This is a genomic window from Desulfuromonas versatilis (assembly GCF_019704135.1).
Lineage (GTDB): Bacteria > Desulfobacterota > Desulfuromonadia > Desulfuromonadales > NIT-T3 > Desulfuromonas_A > Desulfuromonas_A versatilis.
Genome location: NZ_AP024355.1, coordinates 4,090,593 through 4,107,154, shown reverse-complemented (window position 1 = coordinate 4,107,154; position 16,562 = coordinate 4,090,593). Strand labels below are relative to the sequence as shown.

Here is a 16,562-nt window from a genome sequence, read left to right as displayed (position 1 = left end):
ACCGGGTCTGGGCGAACTTGGTCAATTGGGTTGCAAAAATTATATATATGAAAAAAACAGTATCACGCGCCGCGCAATCGTCAAGTAAAAAACAAACACTGTTATTTTATTTTTCAGGAGGCTGGATCAGGGGTTGGCTAATTCGGCGAGGGTGACTTCCTCGAGGGTGTCGACGACCTTTTTCTGGATGCGGCACCAGATGTTCTGAACGCTGCACTGGGAGCCCAGCTCGCAGCGCTCTTCCTCCACCAGGCAGCGGCTCGGCAGGATCGGACCCTCCACCGCCTCGACGACCTCGCGCAGGGTGATCTGGGTGGCGGTGCGCGCGAGGCTGAAACCGCCCCCGGAACCCCGGGATGACCTGACCATTCCCTGCTTGACGAAGTCCTGGAATATTTTTGCCAAAAAGGTCCGCGGGGCCTGGATTGAAGTGGCGATCTCGCTGATCAGAGCCATCTCGCCCGGCGGCTGCTGGGCCAGATAGATCATGCCGCGGATCGCGTATTCTCCTTTTCGGGTCAATCCCATCATAAGACAACCATAAAGACCTCTTTGGTCTTATTTAAGCCCAAATGCGCGCCAAGTCAAGATGCTGAATTTCAGGTTGACGGGGCGGCGGTCAAAAGGTGAGGGTTCAGGCGGTCTCCTGGAAGGAGATGGCGTCGACGGGGCAGGCGGGGATGCAGATGCCGTCAAGGTCGCAGCGGAGCGGGTCGATGACCGCGACGTTCTGCTCCAGGGAGATCGCCGCTGCCGGGCAGACCTCGATGCAGGCGCCGCAGCCTGTGCAGGTTTGGGGATCGACGACGATTTTCATGGAAGTGTCCTTTCGCGCTAAATGATTGGGGTTCAGCAGATCCTGGGCAGCTGTTCGCCGGCGAGCATTTCGATGGCGCGCAGCCCGCCGATGGCGGTGCGCATGAAAACTTTGCCGTCCGAGGCGCCGGTCACCTCGCCGATGATCGTGGCTTCGGCCCCGTGGGGGTGGCGGCGCATGACTGCGAGGACGCTTTCCGCCGCCTCGGGGGCGACCACGGCCAGCAGCTTGCCCTCGTTGGCGACGAACAGCGGGTCGAGCCCGAGGATGGCGCAGGCGCCGGCCACCTCCTGGCGCACCGGTTGGGCCGCCTCCTCGAGGGTGATGTCGACCTGAGACTGCAGGGCGATCTCCTTGAGGGTGGTGGCCACCCCGCCGCGGGTCGGGTCGCGCAGGGCGTGCACCGCCTCGCCGCCGGCGGCGATGATCTCGGCCACCAGCTCGTGCAGCGCGGCGCTGTCGGTGCGGATGTCGGCCTCCAGGTCGAGCCCTTCGCGGCTGGCCAGGATCGCCATGCCGTGATCGCCGATACTGCCGTTGATCAGGATCTTGTCGCCGACCCGGGCGCCGCTGCCGCGCACCTCGTAGTCATGGTCGAAGACGCCGATCCCCGAGGTGTTGATAAAGATCTTGTCGGCCTTGCCCCGGGGCACCACCTTGGTGTCGCCGGTGACGATGGCCACCCCGGCGCTTTGCGCCGCCTGCTTCATCGAGGCGAGAATCCGCCGCAGGTCCTCCAGCGGCAGCCCCTCCTCGAGGATCAGCCCGACGCTCACCGCCACCGGCCGGGCGCCGGCCATGGCCAGGTCGTTGACCGTGCCGTTGATGGCCAGATCGCCGATGTTGCCGCCGGGGAAGAAGATCGGGTCGACCACGTAGGAGTCGGTGGTGAAGGCCAGCCGCTGCCCGCCATGGTTCAGCACCGCCGCGTCGTTCTGGTCGCGCTGCGCCACCCCGGAGAGGGTGGGGATGATCAGCTCGTCGAGCAGCTGATGACTCAGCTTTCCGCCGCTGCCGTGGCCGAGCAGGATGATGTCTGTCATAAAAACCGTGATTGGTGACTGGTTGAAAAACTGAAGAACCGTGATTGGTGACTCGTGACTCGTGAATGGTAAAAGCATCAAAACCAAGCCTTAGACCAATCACCAGTAACGGGTTTCAGGTGCCGTACTTGTACTCCGCCGCGCAGGTCCCTTCGCTGGAGACCATGCAGGCGCCGATGGGATTTTCCGGGGTGCAGGCCTGGCGGAACAGGGGGCACTCGGTGGGGGTGACCTTCCCCTTGAGAATTTCACCGCACATGCAGCCCTTGGCTTCGCGGGGCTCTTCAACCGCGACGGGCAGCTGCCGCTCGGCATCGAAGGCGGCGTAGCTCTCGCGGATCTTCAGGCCGCTCTGCGGAATCACGCCGATGCCCCGCCAGGCGGTGTCGCAGGGCTCGAAGACCTCTTCGAGGATCGCCCGGGCCTTGGGGTTGCCGCCGGGTTTGACGATGCGGCTGTACTGGGTCTCGACCCGGGCTTCGCCGGCCACGATCTGGCGGGCGAGCATCAGCACCCCCTGCAGCATGTCGAGGGGCTCGAAGCCGGTCACCACGCAGGGGACCTTGAGCTGCTCGGCCAGCGGCCGGTAGGCCTCGGCGCCGATGATGGCGCTGACGTGGGCCGGGCAGATATAGCCGTCGACCTTCAGCTCGGGGTCGCCGGCCAGCGCCGCCATGGGTCCCGGGATGGTCTTGTTGGCGCACAGGGCGAAGAAGTTCGACAGCCCGCGGCGCCTGGCCTCGAGAATCGCCCCGGCCACGGTGGGGGTGGTGGTCTCGAAGCCGACGCCGAGAAACACGATCTGCTTCTCGGGGGTCTTTTCCGCCAGCGCCACCGCGTCGAGCGGCGAGTAGACGATGCGCACGTCGGCCCCGCGGGCCTTTTCGCGCTGCAGGCTGCTGCTCGAGCCGGGCACCCGGACCATGTCGCCGAAGGTGGTGATGAGGGTGCCGGGCCGCCGCGCCAGGGCCACCGCGTGGTCGACGTAGCTTACCGGGGTGACGCAGACCGGGCAGCCGGGCCCGGAGATCAGGCGGATGCTCTTGGGCAGCAGGGCGCGGATGCCGTGCTGGTAGATGGCCATGGTGTGGGTGCCGCAGACCTCCATCAGGGTCATCTGCCCGTCGAAGCCGGCCACCGCTTCACCAATCTGCTCGATGAGTTTTTTCGCGACCGCGGGGTCGCGGAATTCGCTGGAGTACTTCACGCCGGGCCTCCCCCGGAGGCGAGCACCTCGCGAAACAGCTGTAGGGTCTGCTCGGCGTCGGCTTCATCGAGCTTCTCGATGGCGAAGCCGGCGTGGATCAGCACGAAGTCGCCGACCTCGACCCCCTCGACCATCATCAGGCTCGCCTCGCGGCGCACGCCGTCGATCTCGCAGACGGCGATGCCGTTTGCAATGCTCTTGACCTGCATCGGTACGCCTAGGCACATGATTCGAACTCCTTTAAAGGCGTGATGAGTGATGAGTGACGAGTAAAAGCCTAAAGCTTTTGTCTTTCCCTGATCACTTATTACTCATTACTGCTTACGCTTTTTCGCCACTCCCTCCGCCAGCCAGCCGTACCAGGCATCCATCCCCACGCCGCTGTGGCAGCTGAGTTCGAAGATGCGGATGGCCGGATTGACGCGGCGGGCGAACTGCTTGCATTTCTCGACATCGAAGCGCAGGTAGGGGAGCAGGTCGATCTTGTTGATCAGCAGAATGTCGGCGGCCTGGAACATCTGCGGGTACTTGAGGGGCTTGTCCTCGCCTTCGGTGACCGAGAGCACGGCTACCTTGTGGTCCTCGCCCAAGTCGAAGGAGGCCGGACAGACCAGGTTGCCGACGTTCTCGATCATCAGGATATCCACGGCATCGAGGTCAAAACGCTCTACCCCGTGGCCGACCATGTGGGCGTCGAGGTGGCAGCCGGCGCCGGTGTTGATCTGGTGCACCGGCACCCCGGTGGCGGCGATGCGCTCGGCGTCGTTGGCGGTCTGCTGGTCTCCCTCGAGCACCGCGAAGCCGGTCTGCGCCCCGAGGTCGGCGAGGGTCCGCTCGAGGATCGAGGTCTTGCCCGAGCCCGGAGAGCTCACCAGGTTGAGGACGAACAGCCCCTTGTCGCGGAAAAGCTCCCGGTTGGCCCGGGCCAGCCGGTCGTTCTTGGCCAGCAGGTCCTCCTCGATGCGCACGGTGCGGGAATCGTGTCCGTGGTCATGGTCGTGTGCCTTGTGGTGGTGATGATCGTGCCCGGGCGAGGGGCAGCCGCAATCGATGCACATGGTCAGTCGATCTCCATTTCCTTGACGCGCAGCTCTTTGCCTTGCAGGGTCTCCAGGCCGAAGGCCCCGCAGGCGGGGCATTCGCAGCTGTAGGCGTCGATCTCCGTTTCCCCGGCGCAGTTGGGGCAGCGTCCCATGCCGGGCACTCGCTCGATGATGAGCCTGGCATTCTCCAGAAACGTCCCCTTTGAGCAGGCCTCGAAGCAGAACTCCACCGCTTCGGGGATGACCCCCGACAGGGCGCCGATCTCCACGGTTACCGACAGTACCCGCTTGGCGCCTCCGCTGCGGGCCGTCCGCTCGGCGATTTCGACAATGCTCTGGGTAATGCCTACTTCGTGCATGGGGGACTTTTTCGGTTTTGGCCGCGGCAATCGGGGGCGGTCGGTATCGGGGGACAAAGAACCAATATAAGGGGATCGTTTTGGAAAAATCAAGGCCCGACAATCCGGCTTGGCGTATACGCGATGCGGAATTCATCCTCTTGTGGCAGGGGGGTGGGTCTGCTATCTTGAAGTCCGGCCAGGCTGGCCTTCATCTACCGGCGAGGATCTGCTGCATGGAAAAGGGAAGAATCTACGTCTGCGACGAGGAACAGGGCTCCCGGGAGTACCTGCGGGTTCTGCTGGAGGGGCGGGGATACGCGGTTGAATGCTTCGCCGCAAGCGCCCAGCTTCTCATGCACCTGGACGAGTTTCGGGAGCAGCCGCCCGACGTCATCCTGCTCGATGTCCGGCAACCCGGTTTCGAGGGGCTCGAGGCGCTGCGCCGCATCAAGGCGGCACGCCCTGAAACCGGCTTGATTCTGGTCAGCTCCTTCGCCACGGTGCGCACCGCGGTGGAGGCCATGAAGCAGGGAGCCCTCGACTACCTGGCCAAGCCCGTGGTGGCCGACGACCTGACCGACTTGCTGGAAAAGGTGGTGGAGCGCACCCGGCTGGTCGAGGAGAACCGCTCCCTCAAGGCCGAGATCCGCCGGCGCTTCGATCCGGACCAGGTGATTTTCCGCAGCAGCCAGTTCAAGCGGGTCTTCGAACTGGCCAAGAAGGTCGCCCCCTCCGACGCCAGCGTGCTGATCCTCGGGGAGAGCGGCACCGGCAAGGAATTGATCGCCTCCACCATCCATTACAGCAGCCGCCGGCGCGACCAGCGCTTTTTGACCATCAACTGCGCGGCGCTCACCGACACCCTGCTTGAAAGCCAGCTGTTCGGCCATGTCAAAGGGGCGTTCACCGGAGCGGTGGGGACCCAGCGCGGGTTGGTGGAGGAGGCCGACCGGGGGACGCTGTTTCTGGACGAGATCGGCGACGTCAGTGCCTCGTTGCAGGCCAAGCTGCTGCGCGTGCTGCAGGAGAGGGAATTCATCCCCGTCGGTTCGACCCGGGTGCGTCATGCCGACGTGCGCTTTATCGCCGCCACCAACCGCGACCTCGAGGCGGAGGTCGCCAAGGGCAATTTCCGCGAGGACCTCTATTACCGACTCAACGTCGTCACCCTCAATGTTCCGCCCCTGCGCGAGCGGCGCGATGACATCCAGCTGCTGGCCGAGTTCTTCCTCCGCAAATATGCCTCGCGCGGCTCCCAGGGGGTGAGCGGCGACGCCCTGGCCCTGCTGCGCAGCTACGACTGGCCGGGCAACGTGCGCGAACTGGAAAACGTTATCGAAATGGCGGCGATCCTCGCCGACGGGCGGGAGATCGCCCCGGAACACCTGCCGGTGAAGGTGGCCGAGGGGCGGCCGGTGGAGTTCGCCCTGCCCCAGGAGCAGATGTCCATGGCCGAGCTGGAAGCCAGGTACATCGAGCAGGTCTTCCGGCAGACCCGCTTCCACAAGGTGAAAACCTCTCAGATCCTGCAGATCTCCCGCAAGACCCTCGATCGCAAGCTCCAGCAGTACGACATCTCCCGCGAGGAATAGCCGGATCGCCCATTCCCCTTGACAGGCCCCGCCCCGGTATATCCGGCGGCGGGGTTTTTCTTTTTCTGCCTTTGCCGCCGATCACCGGCGGCCCGGTCGGTTCCGACCGATCCGACCGCGGCCACCGGTGGGTACTTTTTGCCCCGCTGGGTACTTTGCGCCAGGATGTTCCCTCGGCGGCCGTGTCGATGTGTCCTTTTGGCCTGAGTGGGACAGCCGCGGGCCTCGACCTGATGCGACAAAAGTATACAAAATGGGGAATGCTGTCCCTTGGCTGCCGGCTGAAGCAAATCGTTTACTGTATACAAAATTGCGCTTAAAAAGTCGTTTTGACTGGGGTTTTAAATTTTTGCCGAGGCCGCGGCATGCTCCTTGCCAGTTTTGCTGGATCGCAGATGATCCTTTTCCCGCGGAAAACAGATGGTCAACGCTTTTTCCGGCGGGAAATAAAAATCCATTTCCAGGAGAGAGTGCATGGCAGAAAAGATTGTGATTGATCCGGTATCCCGTATCGAGGGCCACCTGAAGATCGAGGCGGTGGTCGACGGCGGGGTAGTCAAAGAGGCCAGGAGCTCGGGGATGATGTACCGCGGGCTGGAAAACATCCTGATCGGACGCGACCCTCGCGATGCCGCACGCATCATGCAGCGCATCTGCGGGGTGTGTCCCACCTCCCACGGGCTGACCGCGGCCTTTGCCCTCGACGAGGTCTACGGGGTCAACGGCAGCATCACCGACAACGGCCGTATCCTGCGCAACCTGATCCAGGGCGCCAATTTCGTCCAGTCCCACATCCTGCACTTCTACCAACTGGCGGCCCTCGACTATGTCGATGTGACCGCCGTGGCCGACTACAGCGGCGCCGACCCGACCCTGAAGAAGGTCAAGGATTTCATCGCCCGCGGCCACCTCGGGCCCTTCGTGCCCCGCTATGAGGGGGACTACCGGCTCTCCAAGGAGGAAAACCGGGCAGCCGTGGCCCACTATGTCGAGGCGCTCAATATGCGCCGCCTGGCCCACGAGGCGGTGGCGGTGTTCGGCGGCAAGATGCCGCACAACATGTCGATCGTCGCCGGCGGCGTCACCGCCGCCCCCAGCGTCGACAAGATCGCCAGCTTCCTGTGGAAGCTCGAGCAGCTCACCGACTTCATCGACACCTACTACCTGCCGGACGTGCTGATGGTCGCCGGGCGCTACAGCGACTACTTCGGGATCGGCGCCGGCTGCAGGCAGTACCTCTCCTTCGGCGTTTTCGACCTGGACAGCGACCCCGACCTGACCAAGCGCCAGCGCTTCATCCCCCAGGGGATCGTCAAGGGGGCCGACCTCAAGCTGCGCCGACTCGACCCCGCCAGGATCACCGAAGAGGTGCAGAACAGCTGGTTCAAGGAGACCGGGGCCGTACACCCCTACGACGGCCAGACCGTCCCCGACCGCGACAAGGCCGGCGCCTACAGCTGGGTCAAGTCCCCCCGCTACGACGGCGAGGTGCTCGAGGTGGGCCCGCTGGCGCGGATGCTGGCCAGCTATGCCGGCGGCGACAAGCAGGTGCAGGGGATGGTCAACGACGTGCTGGCCAAGTTCAGCGCCTCGCCCGAGGCCCTGTTCTCGGTGCTCGGCCGTCACGCCGCCCGCGCCATCGAGTGCAAGCTGGTCGCCGAGCAGCTCAAGCAGTGGGTGCTGCAGCTCAAGCCCGGCGAGCCGACCTTCACCGACTTCCCCCTCGAGGTCACCGCCCGCGGCATGGGCCTGCACGAAGCGCCCCGCGGCGCCCTCGGCCACTGGATCGTGGTCGAAGGGGGCAAGACCAAGAACTACCAGGCGGTGGTCCCCACCACCTGGAACGCCGGCCCCGCCGACGGCAAAGGGCAGCCCGGGCCGATGGAGCAGTCGCTGCTCGGCACCCGGGTCAAGGACAACCGCAACCCCTTCGAGCTGGTGCGCATCGTCCGCTCCTACGACCCCTGCCTGTCCTGCGCGGTGCACGTGGTCACCCCCAAGGGCGAGGATCTCAGCCGCTTCGTGGTCGGGGCCGAATGATGATTCCGGCCCTCCAACCGCAACGCCCGCCGATCCTGGTGATGGCGGTGGGCAATATCCTGCGCCGGGACGACGGCTTCGCCGACGCGGTCCTCAAGGCGCTGGAGGCCCTGGAGCTGCCGGAGCGGGTCGAGCTGTTCGACGCGGGGACCTCGGCCATCGACCTGATGGACGTCTTTCACGACCGGCAGAGGCTCATCGTCCTCGACGCGGTGCGCGGCGGCCAGGCCCCCGGCACCCTCTACCGCTTCAGCCCCGAACAGGTCGAAGCGGGCGCCCTGCCGATGAACAGCCTGCACCAGGTCGGCCTGCTCGAGACGCTCAAGCTCGGCGAGCTGGTCGACTGCAAGCCGCAAAGCACCCTGGTGATCGGCTGCCAGCCGGCCGACACCGGGCTCGGCATCGGCCTCAGCGATCCGGTTCGGGAGGCCGTCGACCAGGCGGTGAAATTGGTCTTGAAGGAAATTGAATCGTAGGGGCAGACCTGTGTGTCTGCCCGCGGTCGCGGAAGACCCAAGGTCCCAGGCAAACCCCAGGGCCAACACGAGGTTCGCCCCTACGCATGAATTCCCAACGATTTTTTAGGAGAGATAAACCCATGGCTATTTCCAGACGTAGATTTCTGCAGTTCACCGCCGGCGGCGCCGCTGCGCTGGGCGTCAACCTGTTCGACAACCCGATGCTGCGCAAGGCCTTCGCCGGCGCGGTTCAGGAGACCCCGATCATCTGGCTGGCGGCCGGCGCCTGCAGCGGCTGCAGCGTGTCGCTGCTCAACGCTCTTGCCCCGCGCATCCAGGACGTGCTGCTCGACCAGGTCATCCCGGGGCACCACACCGAACTGGCCTTCCACCCCACGGTGATGGCGGCCTCGGGCGATCTCGCCATGCAGGCCATGTACGATACCGAGGAGCGTCCCTTCCTGCTGGTGGTCGAGGGCTCGATCACCACCGCCGACGGCGGCCGCCACTGCGAGGTCGGCGAGAAGCACGGCCACGGCATCACCTCCGTGGAGCACCTCGAGCGCTTGGGCCGCAAGGCCAAGGCGGTCATCGCGGTGGGCAGCTGCGCCTCCTTCGGCGGCGTCCCGGCGGCCAACATGAACCCCACCGGCTCCAAGGGGGCCATCGAGGTGCTGCGCGCCAAGGGGATCAACACTCCGGCGGTCAACCTGCCGGGCTGCGCCATCCACCCCGACTGGTTCATCGGCACCGTGGCCGCGCTGCTGCTCGGCGGGCCCGAGGCGATCAAGGTCGACGAGCACGGCCGGCCGGAGATGATCTACAAGAAGCTCATCCATGACAACTGCCCCCTGCGCGGCCAGTTCGACGCCGGCCAGTTCGCCCAGAAGTTCGGCGACGAGGGGTGCCTCTACAAGCTCGGCTGCAAGGGGCCGGTGACCCGCTCCAACTGTCCCGAGAAGAAATTCAACTCGGGCACCAACTGGTGCATCGACAACGGCCACCCCTGCCAGGGCTGCACCCAGCCCGAGTACCCTTACGAGCAGACCATGTGGGGCACGGTCCCCATCAAGGATGCCACTCCCCCGGCGGCTTATCCGCCGATTTTCACCGACCGCAAGCAGAAGGTCGATGTGACCCCCGCCTACGCGGCCCTGGCCGGCGCCGCGGCCGGTGTGGTGGGGGCCCGGATGTTCGGGAAGAAGCCCGCCGAAAGCAGCCAGGACCAGGACCGGGAGGAGTAGGGCATGGATATCAGTCGCAGAAAATTTCTGAAGATCACCGCGGCCGCCGGGGGGACGGCCGCCTGCAGCGTGGCCACGCCGGCCCAGGCGCGCGGGCCCAAAGAGCCCGACCCCAACTGGTATGGCATGCTCAACGACTCCACCCGCTGCATCGGCTGCAAGGCCTGCCAGGTCGCCTGCAAGAAGGAGAACAAGCTGGAGGCGGAATCGACCCTGGGCGACCGGGAGCAGTTCGGTCAGCCGATCTACGACTCGCCCCGCAGCCTGTCGGAGAACACCTATACGCTGATCAAGCTGCACCGGGACGAGCAGTCCGGCGAGACCACCTTCGTCAAGCGTCAGTGCATGCACTGCGTCGATGCCGCCTGCCAGTCGGCCTGCATCGTCGGGGCGCTGAAGAAGCAGCCCAACGGGGCGGTCAAGTACGACGCGGACATGTGCATGGGCTGCCGCTACTGCATGGTGGCCTGCCCCTTCAACATTCCCCAGTTCGAGTGGCAGAAGGCCATCCCCTCGATCAAGAAGTGCACCCTGTGTTCCGAGACCCGCCTGGACAAGGGGCAGCCGACCGCCTGCACCAGCGCCTGCCCGGCCGGGGCCATCACCTTCGGCAAGCGCAACGACCTGCTGCAGATCGCCCGGGAGCGCATCGCCGCCGAGCCGGGGCGCTATGCCGAAACCATCTACGGCGAACACGAGGTGGGGGGGACCGGGGTCTTTTACCTGAGCAAGAAAAAGGTCAGCTACGCCGCCCTCGGCCTGCCCGATTTCGACTATCGGCCCGTCTCCGGCCTGACCGAGAGCATCCAGCACCGCATCTTCCAGTATTTCATTCCCCCGATCGCGGTCTACGGCGTTCTCGGCGCTATCATGGTCTACAATCAGCGCCGGAAGAAGAACGCCGGTATCGAAGGAGGCGACGATGAGTATTAAGGCAGCTCCCCTGCACCAGAAATTTGTGACCCCCAACCTCTGGATCCTGCTGTTCTTCATGGGCTCCGGGGCGGTGTTCGCCTACTTCCGCTTTTTCCACGGCTTCGGCTCGGTGACCAACCTCAACCCGGCCTATCCCTTCGGGGTGTGGATCGCCTTCGACGTGGCCTGCGGCGTGGCGCTGGCCGCCGGCGGCTTCACCACCGCGGCGATCGTCGAGATCTTCGGCCGCGACAAGTACCACGCCCTGGTGCGCCCGGCCATCCTGACGGCCTTCATCGGCTATTTCCTGGTCGGCCTGGCGGTCTTTTTCGACCTCGGCAAGTACTACAACATCTGGCACGCCCTGGTGTACTGGAACGGCACCTCGGTGCTCTTCGAGGTGGCCTGGTGCGTCATGCTCTACCTGAGCGTGCTGGCTATCGAGAACCTGCCCAACGTGGTCGAGCAGTTCAAGGGGAACGTGCGTCTGCCGGGCCCCCTGGCTGCGCTCAACGGCCTGGCCGACTGGCTGCTGCACCGGCTCGACTGGTTCTGTAACAAGACCATGGCGTTTTTCGTCATCGCCGGGGTGGTGCTCTCCTTCGGTCACCAGTCCTCGCTCGGCACCATGATGCTGATCGCCCCCTACAAGCTGCACGAGCTGTGGTACACGCCGCTTTCGCCGCTGCTGTTTCTGACCTCGGCGGTGAGCGTCGGCATCCCCATGGTGGTCTTCGAGGGGACCCTGGCGGCCAAGTTTTTCGGCCGCAAGCCCGAGACGGAACTGCTTTCCGGCATCGCCAAGTATATCCCGCTGTTCCTGGGTACCTACCTGCTGCTGCGGGTGGGGGACCTGGCCTACCGCGGCGTGCTGGCCAGCGCTTTCGACGGCAGCCTGCAGGGCAACGCCTTTCTGCTCGAGTTCGCCCTGTTCGCCGTCCCCTATTTCCTGCTCAAGCGCCGCAAGATCCGCCGCAACCCCACCACCCTGTTCCTCTGCTCGCTGTCGGTGATCCTGGCGGTGGTGCTCAACCGCTTCAACGTCTTTCTCATCGGCATGGACATGGGGCCCGAGTGGAGCTACTTCCCCTCGGTGGGCGAATGGGCGGTGACCTTCGCCTTCGTGGCCTTCGGGGTGCTGCTCTACAAGATCGCCGTCAACTACCTGCCGATTCTTGAAAAGGAGCACTGAGCCAGACCGGCTCGAAGCTGTCGTGATGTCCTCGCGAGCCCGCCTGTCCGGCGGGCTCACGAGTTTGCGGCGCCTTGACTCCTCGGGGCCGCCTCCCGTAGACTGGGCGGATCGAACAGTGTTCATTGGGTCCGGATCGGGGGGATCTCCCGAGCCGATCTCCGGAAAGGTCAACGAATCTTGAAGTTCGGTTCCTCAGGGGTGGATCAGGAAGGCCGCTATTCCGGCAGTCCACGCTGGCGGCAGATGAGCCGCGGCGAGATCGATCTGTTCGTGCGTTCGCTGAGCAGCGCCTTCGAGGTCGTGGGGGTCAGGGACCGGCGGGGGCGCCTGACCCTCGATCGCATCGACGACCCGGCCGAGCTGCAGCTCGAATTCCCCCCCCAGGTACATTCGCCGAAAAAATACCTGTTTCCGAACTGGGAGAAGCTGTTTCGCTTCCGGCTCGGCGGCAGGGTGCTGCTCGAGCCGGAAAAGGCCGCCGTTCCGCGGATCATTTTCGGCATGCACCCCTGCGACCTGCACGCCGTGCAGGTGCTCGACGACTGCCTGTTCGAGGGGGAGGCGGACAGCGCCTACCGGGCCAAGCGCGAGGCCACGGTGCTGATCGGCGTCGACTGCGTCCCCGACGAGCACTGCTTCTGCACCAGCATGGGGACCGACCGTATCGCCGAGGGCTTCGACCTGTTCTTTCACAAGGCCGACGGCGGCTACCTGGTCCAGTCCGGAAGCTCCCGGGGCGAGGCGCTGCTGGCCAGGCATGCGCCGCTGGTGGCCGGCCAGGCGGGCGCCCCGCCGCTGGCCCTGCAGGCCAAGCAGTGCGGCCACAGCCTGCATTTCCCGGTGGAGTCGCTGGCGCCGCTGCTGGGGGGCAGCTACGATCATCCGATCTGGAAACAGATCGGCGAGCGCTGCCTGGGTTGCGGCGCCTGCACCCTGCTGTGCCCCACCTGCTACTGCTTCAACGTCCAGGACCGCCTCGATCTCGACCTCGAGGGGGGCGAACGGGTCCGCACCTGGGATTCCTGCCAGTTGGACCAGTTCACCCGGGTTGCGGGGGGCGCCGATTTCCGCGCCCACCAGGCCGACCGCCAGCGCCACCGCTTCTTCCGCAAGTACAAGTACCTTTGGGAGAAGCACCAGCGCACCGCCTGCGTCGGCTGCGGCCGCTGCAGCCGCGAGTGCCTGAGCCGCATCGATCCTCCGGCGGTGCTCCACACCCTGTTCGAGGAGCAGGCGCTGCCCGCCATGGTCGGGGCCCCGGGCTCCGAATACCATCCGCAGCTGGCCCAGATCATCGAAATGCAGGACCTCACCGAGCAAGAAAAGATCTTTCGCATGCGGCTGCCCGACCCGGTGAGCTTTGCCCCGGGGGCCTTCATGCAGGTGTCGGTGTTCGGCCTCGGCGAGGCCCCCTTCACCATCGCTTCTGCCCCCACGGACGGGCGCGTCCTGGATATCGTGGTGCGCTCCGCCGGCAACCTGACCCGGGCCCTGCACCGGCTGCAGAAGGGGGACGAGGTCGGCATCCGCGGCCCCTTCGGCAGCGGTTTTCCGCTGGAGAATTTCTGCGGACGCGACGTGCTGCTGGTGGCCGGCGGGCTGGGGATGATCACCCTGCGTTCGCTGCTTTTGACGATCCTCTCCCGGCGGGCCGAATTCGGCCGGGTCACCCTGCTCTACGGGGTGCGGGACGCCGCATCCTTTTTGTTCCGCGACGAACTGCTCGAATGGCATCGCAGCGGGCTGCTCGACTGCCGTTTCGCCGTCGACAACCCCGATGCGAGCTGGGGCGTGGCCCGTGGGGATATCACCCAGCTGTTTCGCGACCTCGAGGTGGCCCCGGCCGGCAGCGTGGCCGCGGTCTCCGGCCCGCCGGCCATGTACCGCTTCACCACGCCGCTGCTGCGGCGGCTCGGTTTTGCCGAGCAGGAGATCTATCTCAACCTCGAGCGGCACATGAAGTGCGGGCTGGGCAAATGCGGCAAATGCCAGATCAACGACATCTGCGTCTGCGAGTGCGGCCCGATATTTGCCTACAGCCGGGTGAAGCACCTGCGGGAGGCCATAGAACGATGAAACCGCGCATCGGCTTTTTCGATTTCACCGGCTGCGAGGGGTGTCAGCTGACCGTGCTCAACCTCGAGGAGGAATTTCTCGAACTGCTCGAGCTGGTGGAGATCGTCGAATTTCGCGAGGTGATGTCCGGCGCCGCCGAATCCCTGGACATCGCCTTTGTCGAGGGGAGCATCTGCCGGCCGCAGGAGGTGGAGCGGCTCAAGGCGATCCGCGCCCGCAGCAAGACCCTGGTGGCCCTGGGTGCCTGCGCCGATACCGCCGGGGTCAACGCCCTGGGGCACTTTCGTGATTTGCAGCAGATGCGCCGCGAGATCTACGGCGGCGATGCGCCCCAGCTGCTGACCGAGCCGCCGCGCCCACTGCAGGCCTGGGTGCAGGTCGACCACCGGGTCCCCGGCTGCCCCATCGACGGCCGGGAATTTCTTGCCGTGCTGCAGGCGCTGCTCATGGGGCGGCCGCCCGAGCTGCCGAGCTATTCGCTGTGCGTGGAATGCAAGCTGGCCGAGCTGCCCTGCACCTTCGAAAGGGACCAGGTCTGCCTCGGCCCGGTTACCCGCGCCGGGTGCAAGGCGCTGTGCATCGAGGCGGGCGACCGCTGCCGCGGCTGCCGCGGGGTGATCGACAACCCGCGCAGCGACCCCTATTACCGCATCCTCGAAGAACACGGGCTCTGCGCCGAGGACATCCTCCAGGAACTGCGCACCTTCAACGTGCTGGGAAAAGGCAAGCAATGCGCATCGAAGTAGCTCATCTGGCCCGTATCGAGGGGCACGCCAACCTGGTGGTGGACGCTGTCAGCGGCGAGCTCAAGGAGTGCCGCCTGGAGATCGTCGAGTCCCCGCGGTTTTTCGAGGGGCTGCTCAAGGGGCGCCACTACAGCGACGTGGCGCCGATCATCGCCCGCATCTGCGGGGTCTGCTCCAACTCCCACACCCTGGTCTCGCTGGCCGCCACCGAACGGGCGCTGGGGATCCCCATCAGCCGGCAGACCCGCAACCTGCGCAGGCTGCTCGCCTACGGCGAGATTCTGCAGAGCCACATTCTGCAGCTCTACTTCATGGCGGTCCCCGATTACCTGGGGGTGCCAAGCATCTTTCCGCTGGCGCGCAGCCGCCGCGACCTGGTCAGCCGGGCCCTGCGCCTGAAAAAGCTGGCCAACGATATCTGCAACGTGGTCGGCGGGCGGCCGGTGCACCCGGTCACCCCCTGCGTCGGCGGCTTCTCGGCGCTGCCCCAGGCCTCCGCCCTGCAGGGGCTGCGGCGGCAGCTGGTGCAGGCCCTGCCCGATCTCGAGGAGACGGTCGAGCTGTTTTCCTCCCTGCCGGTTCCCGAGTTCGAGCGGGAGACCGAGTACCTGTCTCTGGGCGGCGGCAGCGACTACCCGATCTTCGGCGACAGCATCGTCTCCAGCGACGGCATCTGCGCCCCGGTGGCCGAATATGCCGCCACCATCGAGGAGTACCTGGTCCCCCATTCCACCGCCAAGTTCGCCCGCGCGACCCGCGAAAGCTACATGGTCGGGCCGCTGGCCCGCGCCCGCAACGCCTTCGCCAGGCTTTCGCCCATGGCCCGCCAGGTCGCTGCCGCCATGGGGCTGAGCGCCTCGGCCACCAACCCCTACCACAGTCTGCTCGCCCGGCTGGTCGAGGTGATCCACTGCGTCGAGGAGGCGATCCACCTGATCGACGCCGTCCTGCTCGCCGGCCTTCGCGAAGAAGCGCTGCGGACCCCCGAGGGGGGAGGGGAGGGCGCCGCGGCGATCGAGGCCCCCCGGGGCACCCTGTTTCACGCCTACGGCTACGATGAAAAAGGCTGCATCGAGACCGCCGACTGCGTCATCCCCACGGCCCAGAACCTGGCCAACATCGAGGCCGATCTGCGCGCGCTGGTGCCAAGCCTGCTCGGGCTGCCGGAAGCCGAGCTGACTCGGCGCCTGGAGATGCTGGTGCGCGCCTACGACCCCTGCATCAGCTGCTCGACCCACCTGCTGAAGGTTGAGTTTGTGTGAATGCTCATTTTGATGGTCGCGGCCGCACCCGATCCGTCGGATAGGTCGGATCCGACCGATCGGTCCTATCCGGCGCGGCCGCGAATTTTTCCTACTGGAAAAATTTATGCCTGAAACAACCCGCCTCATCGGCGTCGGCAACCCCCTGATGGGCGACGACGGCATCGGCATTGCCGCCGCCGAACGGCTGGCGGCCATGGTGCTGCCCGAAGGGGTGGAGGTGATCGACGGCGGCACCGGCGGCCTGACCCTGCTCACGCTGATGGATGGGGCCGACCGGGTGGTCCTGGTCGATGCGGTGGAGATGGGGAAGGTGCCGGGATCGCTGGTGCGCTTCACCCCGGAGGAGGTGGTCGCGGCGGACGCCGGCGGAGGCGGGCTTTCCTTGCACGAAACCGGCCTGGCCCAGGTGCTGGCCCTCGGCAGGGAGCTCGGCTGCCTGCCGGAGAAGATTGTCATATTCGGGGTGCAGCCCGAGTCCGTGAGCCGGCAGCTGGGGCTTTCGCCGCCGGTGGCGGCCGCCCTGGAGCCGCTTCTGGCGCAGCTGCTGCGGGAACTGGGCGGCTATTGACTGTGGTGATTA

Annotated in this window: 17 protein-coding genes; 10 read left to right on the top strand and 7 right to left on the bottom strand. The window is 65.6% G+C overall.

Annotation, left to right across the window (positions count from 1 at the left end; genetic code table 11):
- Positions 1 to 126 precede the first annotated feature (126 nt).
- The 7 genes from DESUT3_RS18485 to hypA form a co-directional block, all read right to left on the bottom strand.
- Positions 127 to 531 (bottom strand): RrF2 family transcriptional regulator, encoded by a 405-nt coding sequence (locus DESUT3_RS18485; protein ID WP_221249966.1) that lies wholly within the window; start codon positions 529 to 531, stop codon positions 127 to 129.
- A 103-nt stretch (positions 532 to 634) separates the two neighbouring features.
- A complete protein-coding gene (locus DESUT3_RS18480) occupies positions 635 to 853 on the bottom strand; it encodes an indolepyruvate ferredoxin oxidoreductase subunit alpha (protein WP_225911719.1) in 219 nt (72 codons plus the stop codon).
- Complete coding sequence (hypE, locus tag DESUT3_RS18475) at positions 850 to 1,860, bottom strand: hydrogenase expression/formation protein HypE (protein ID WP_221249964.1); 1,011 nt, start codon at positions 1,858 to 1,860, stop codon at positions 850 to 852. The genes DESUT3_RS18480 and hypE overlap by 4 nt, the downstream gene beginning before the upstream one ends.
- Before the next feature lie 115 nt (positions 1,861 to 1,975).
- Entirely contained in the window at positions 1,976 to 3,067 is a 1,092-nt protein-coding gene (gene hypD, locus DESUT3_RS18470; protein WP_221249963.1) for a hydrogenase formation protein HypD, read from the bottom strand.
- On the bottom strand, positions 3,064 to 3,294 hold the full coding sequence (locus DESUT3_RS18465) for a HypC/HybG/HupF family hydrogenase formation chaperone (protein WP_221249961.1): 231 nt from the start codon (positions 3,292 to 3,294) through the stop codon (positions 3,064 to 3,066). Before DESUT3_RS18465 ends, hypD begins: the two co-directional genes overlap by 4 nt.
- Positions 3,295 to 3,381: 87 nt before the next feature.
- Entirely contained in the window at positions 3,382 to 4,125 is a 744-nt protein-coding gene (gene hypB, locus DESUT3_RS18460; RefSeq protein ID WP_221249960.1) for a hydrogenase nickel incorporation protein HypB, read from the bottom strand.
- A gap of 2 nt (positions 4,126 to 4,127) precedes the next feature.
- Positions 4,128 to 4,469, bottom strand: a complete 342-nt coding sequence (hypA, locus tag DESUT3_RS18455) for a hydrogenase maturation nickel metallochaperone HypA (protein WP_221249959.1) — start codon at positions 4,467 to 4,469, stop codon at positions 4,128 to 4,130.
- Positions 4,470 to 4,684: 215 nt separating this feature from the next.
- On the opposite strand from hypA, the gene DESUT3_RS18450 reads away from it, so the two are divergent.
- The 10 genes from DESUT3_RS18450 to DESUT3_RS18405 all read left to right on the top strand — a co-directional run bounded on the left by DESUT3_RS18450 (position 4,685) and on the right by DESUT3_RS18405 (position 16,550).
- The gene (locus tag DESUT3_RS18450; protein WP_221249958.1) at positions 4,685 to 6,043 is read left to right on the top strand and encodes a sigma-54-dependent transcriptional regulator; all 1,359 of its coding nucleotides are present in this window, start codon (positions 4,685 to 4,687) and stop codon (positions 6,041 to 6,043) included.
- 474 nt (positions 6,044 to 6,517) lie between these two features.
- Complete coding sequence (locus DESUT3_RS18445) at positions 6,518 to 8,083, top strand: nickel-dependent hydrogenase large subunit (protein ID WP_221249957.1); 1,566 nt, start codon at positions 6,518 to 6,520, stop codon at positions 8,081 to 8,083.
- Entirely contained in the window at positions 8,080 to 8,559 is a 480-nt protein-coding gene (locus DESUT3_RS18440) for a hydrogenase maturation protease (RefSeq protein WP_221249956.1), read from the top strand. The genes DESUT3_RS18445 and DESUT3_RS18440 overlap by 4 nt, the downstream gene beginning before the upstream one ends.
- Positions 8,560 to 8,645: 86 nt before the next feature.
- On the top strand, positions 8,646 to 9,785 hold the full coding sequence (locus DESUT3_RS18435) for a hydrogenase small subunit (protein ID WP_225911559.1): 1,140 nt from the start codon (positions 8,646 to 8,648) through the stop codon (positions 9,783 to 9,785).
- Between the two features lie 3 nt (positions 9,786 to 9,788).
- Entirely contained in the window at positions 9,789 to 10,718 is a 930-nt protein-coding gene (gene hybA / locus DESUT3_RS18430; RefSeq protein ID WP_221249954.1) for a hydrogenase 2 operon protein HybA, read from the top strand.
- The gene (nrfD, locus tag DESUT3_RS18425) at positions 10,708 to 11,892 is read left to right on the top strand and encodes an NrfD/PsrC family molybdoenzyme membrane anchor subunit (protein ID WP_221249953.1); all 1,185 of its coding nucleotides are present in this window, start codon (positions 10,708 to 10,710) and stop codon (positions 11,890 to 11,892) included. The genes hybA and nrfD overlap by 11 nt, the downstream gene beginning before the upstream one ends.
- Before the next feature lie 180 nt (positions 11,893 to 12,072).
- Positions 12,073 to 13,971 (top strand): 4Fe-4S dicluster domain-containing protein, encoded by a 1,899-nt coding sequence (locus DESUT3_RS18420; RefSeq protein WP_221249952.1) that lies wholly within the window; start codon positions 12,073 to 12,075, stop codon positions 13,969 to 13,971.
- The gene (locus DESUT3_RS18415) at positions 13,968 to 14,717 is read left to right on the top strand and encodes an NADH-quinone oxidoreductase subunit B family protein (RefSeq protein ID WP_221249951.1); all 750 of its coding nucleotides are present in this window, start codon (positions 13,968 to 13,970) and stop codon (positions 14,715 to 14,717) included. The genes DESUT3_RS18420 and DESUT3_RS18415 overlap by 4 nt, the downstream gene beginning before the upstream one ends.
- Positions 14,702 to 15,979, top strand: a complete 1,278-nt coding sequence (locus DESUT3_RS18410) for a Ni/Fe hydrogenase subunit alpha (protein ID WP_221249950.1) — start codon at positions 14,702 to 14,704, stop codon at positions 15,977 to 15,979. Before DESUT3_RS18415 ends, DESUT3_RS18410 begins: the two co-directional genes overlap by 16 nt.
- A 106-nt stretch (positions 15,980 to 16,085) precedes the next feature.
- Positions 16,086 to 16,550, top strand: coding sequence for a hydrogenase maturation protease (locus tag DESUT3_RS18405; protein WP_221249948.1), 465 nt, complete (start codon positions 16,086 to 16,088; stop codon positions 16,548 to 16,550).
- Positions 16,551 to 16,562 lie beyond the last annotated feature (12 nt).

What these genes read in the sequence shown, in the direction of transcription:
- DESUT3_RS18405 (WP_221249948.1), top strand. Translation starts at nt 16,086, where the DNA reads ATGCCTGAAACAACCCGCCTCATCGGCGTCGGCAACCCCCTGATGGGC.
- DESUT3_RS18445 (WP_221249957.1), top strand. Translation starts at nt 6,518, where the DNA reads ATGGCAGAAAAGATTGTGATTGATCCGGTATCCCGTATCGAGGGCCAC.
- nrfD (WP_221249953.1), top strand. Translation starts at nt 10,708, where the DNA reads ATGAGTATTAAGGCAGCTCCCCTGCACCAGAAATTTGTGACCCCCAAC.
- DESUT3_RS18440 (WP_221249956.1), top strand. Translation starts at nt 8,080, where the DNA reads ATGATGATTCCGGCCCTCCAACCGCAACGCCCGCCGATCCTGGTGATG.
- hybA (WP_221249954.1), top strand. Translation starts at nt 9,789, where the DNA reads ATGGATATCAGTCGCAGAAAATTTCTGAAGATCACCGCGGCCGCCGGG.
- DESUT3_RS18410 (WP_221249950.1), top strand. Translation starts at nt 14,702, where the DNA reads ATGCGCATCGAAGTAGCTCATCTGGCCCGTATCGAGGGGCACGCCAAC.
- hypE (WP_221249964.1), bottom strand. Translation starts at nt 1,860, where the DNA reads ATGACAGACATCATCCTGCTCGGCCACGGCAGCGGCGGAAAGCTGAGT.
- DESUT3_RS18450 (WP_221249958.1), top strand. Translation starts at nt 4,685, where the DNA reads ATGGAAAAGGGAAGAATCTACGTCTGCGACGAGGAACAGGGCTCCCGG.
- DESUT3_RS18465 (WP_221249961.1), bottom strand. Translation starts at nt 3,294, where the DNA reads ATGTGCCTAGGCGTACCGATGCAGGTCAAGAGCATTGCAAACGGCATC.
- DESUT3_RS18415 (WP_221249951.1), top strand. Translation starts at nt 13,968, where the DNA reads ATGAAACCGCGCATCGGCTTTTTCGATTTCACCGGCTGCGAGGGGTGT.
- hypB (WP_221249960.1), bottom strand. Translation starts at nt 4,125, where the DNA reads ATGTGCATCGATTGCGGCTGCCCCTCGCCCGGGCACGATCATCACCAC.
- DESUT3_RS18435 (WP_225911559.1), top strand. Translation starts at nt 8,646, where the DNA reads ATGAATTCCCAACGATTTTTTAGGAGAGATAAACCCATGGCTATTTCC.
- DESUT3_RS18485 (WP_221249966.1), bottom strand. Translation starts at nt 531, where the DNA reads ATGATGGGATTGACCCGAAAAGGAGAATACGCGATCCGCGGCATGATC.
- hypA (WP_221249959.1), bottom strand. Translation starts at nt 4,469, where the DNA reads ATGCACGAAGTAGGCATTACCCAGAGCATTGTCGAAATCGCCGAGCGG.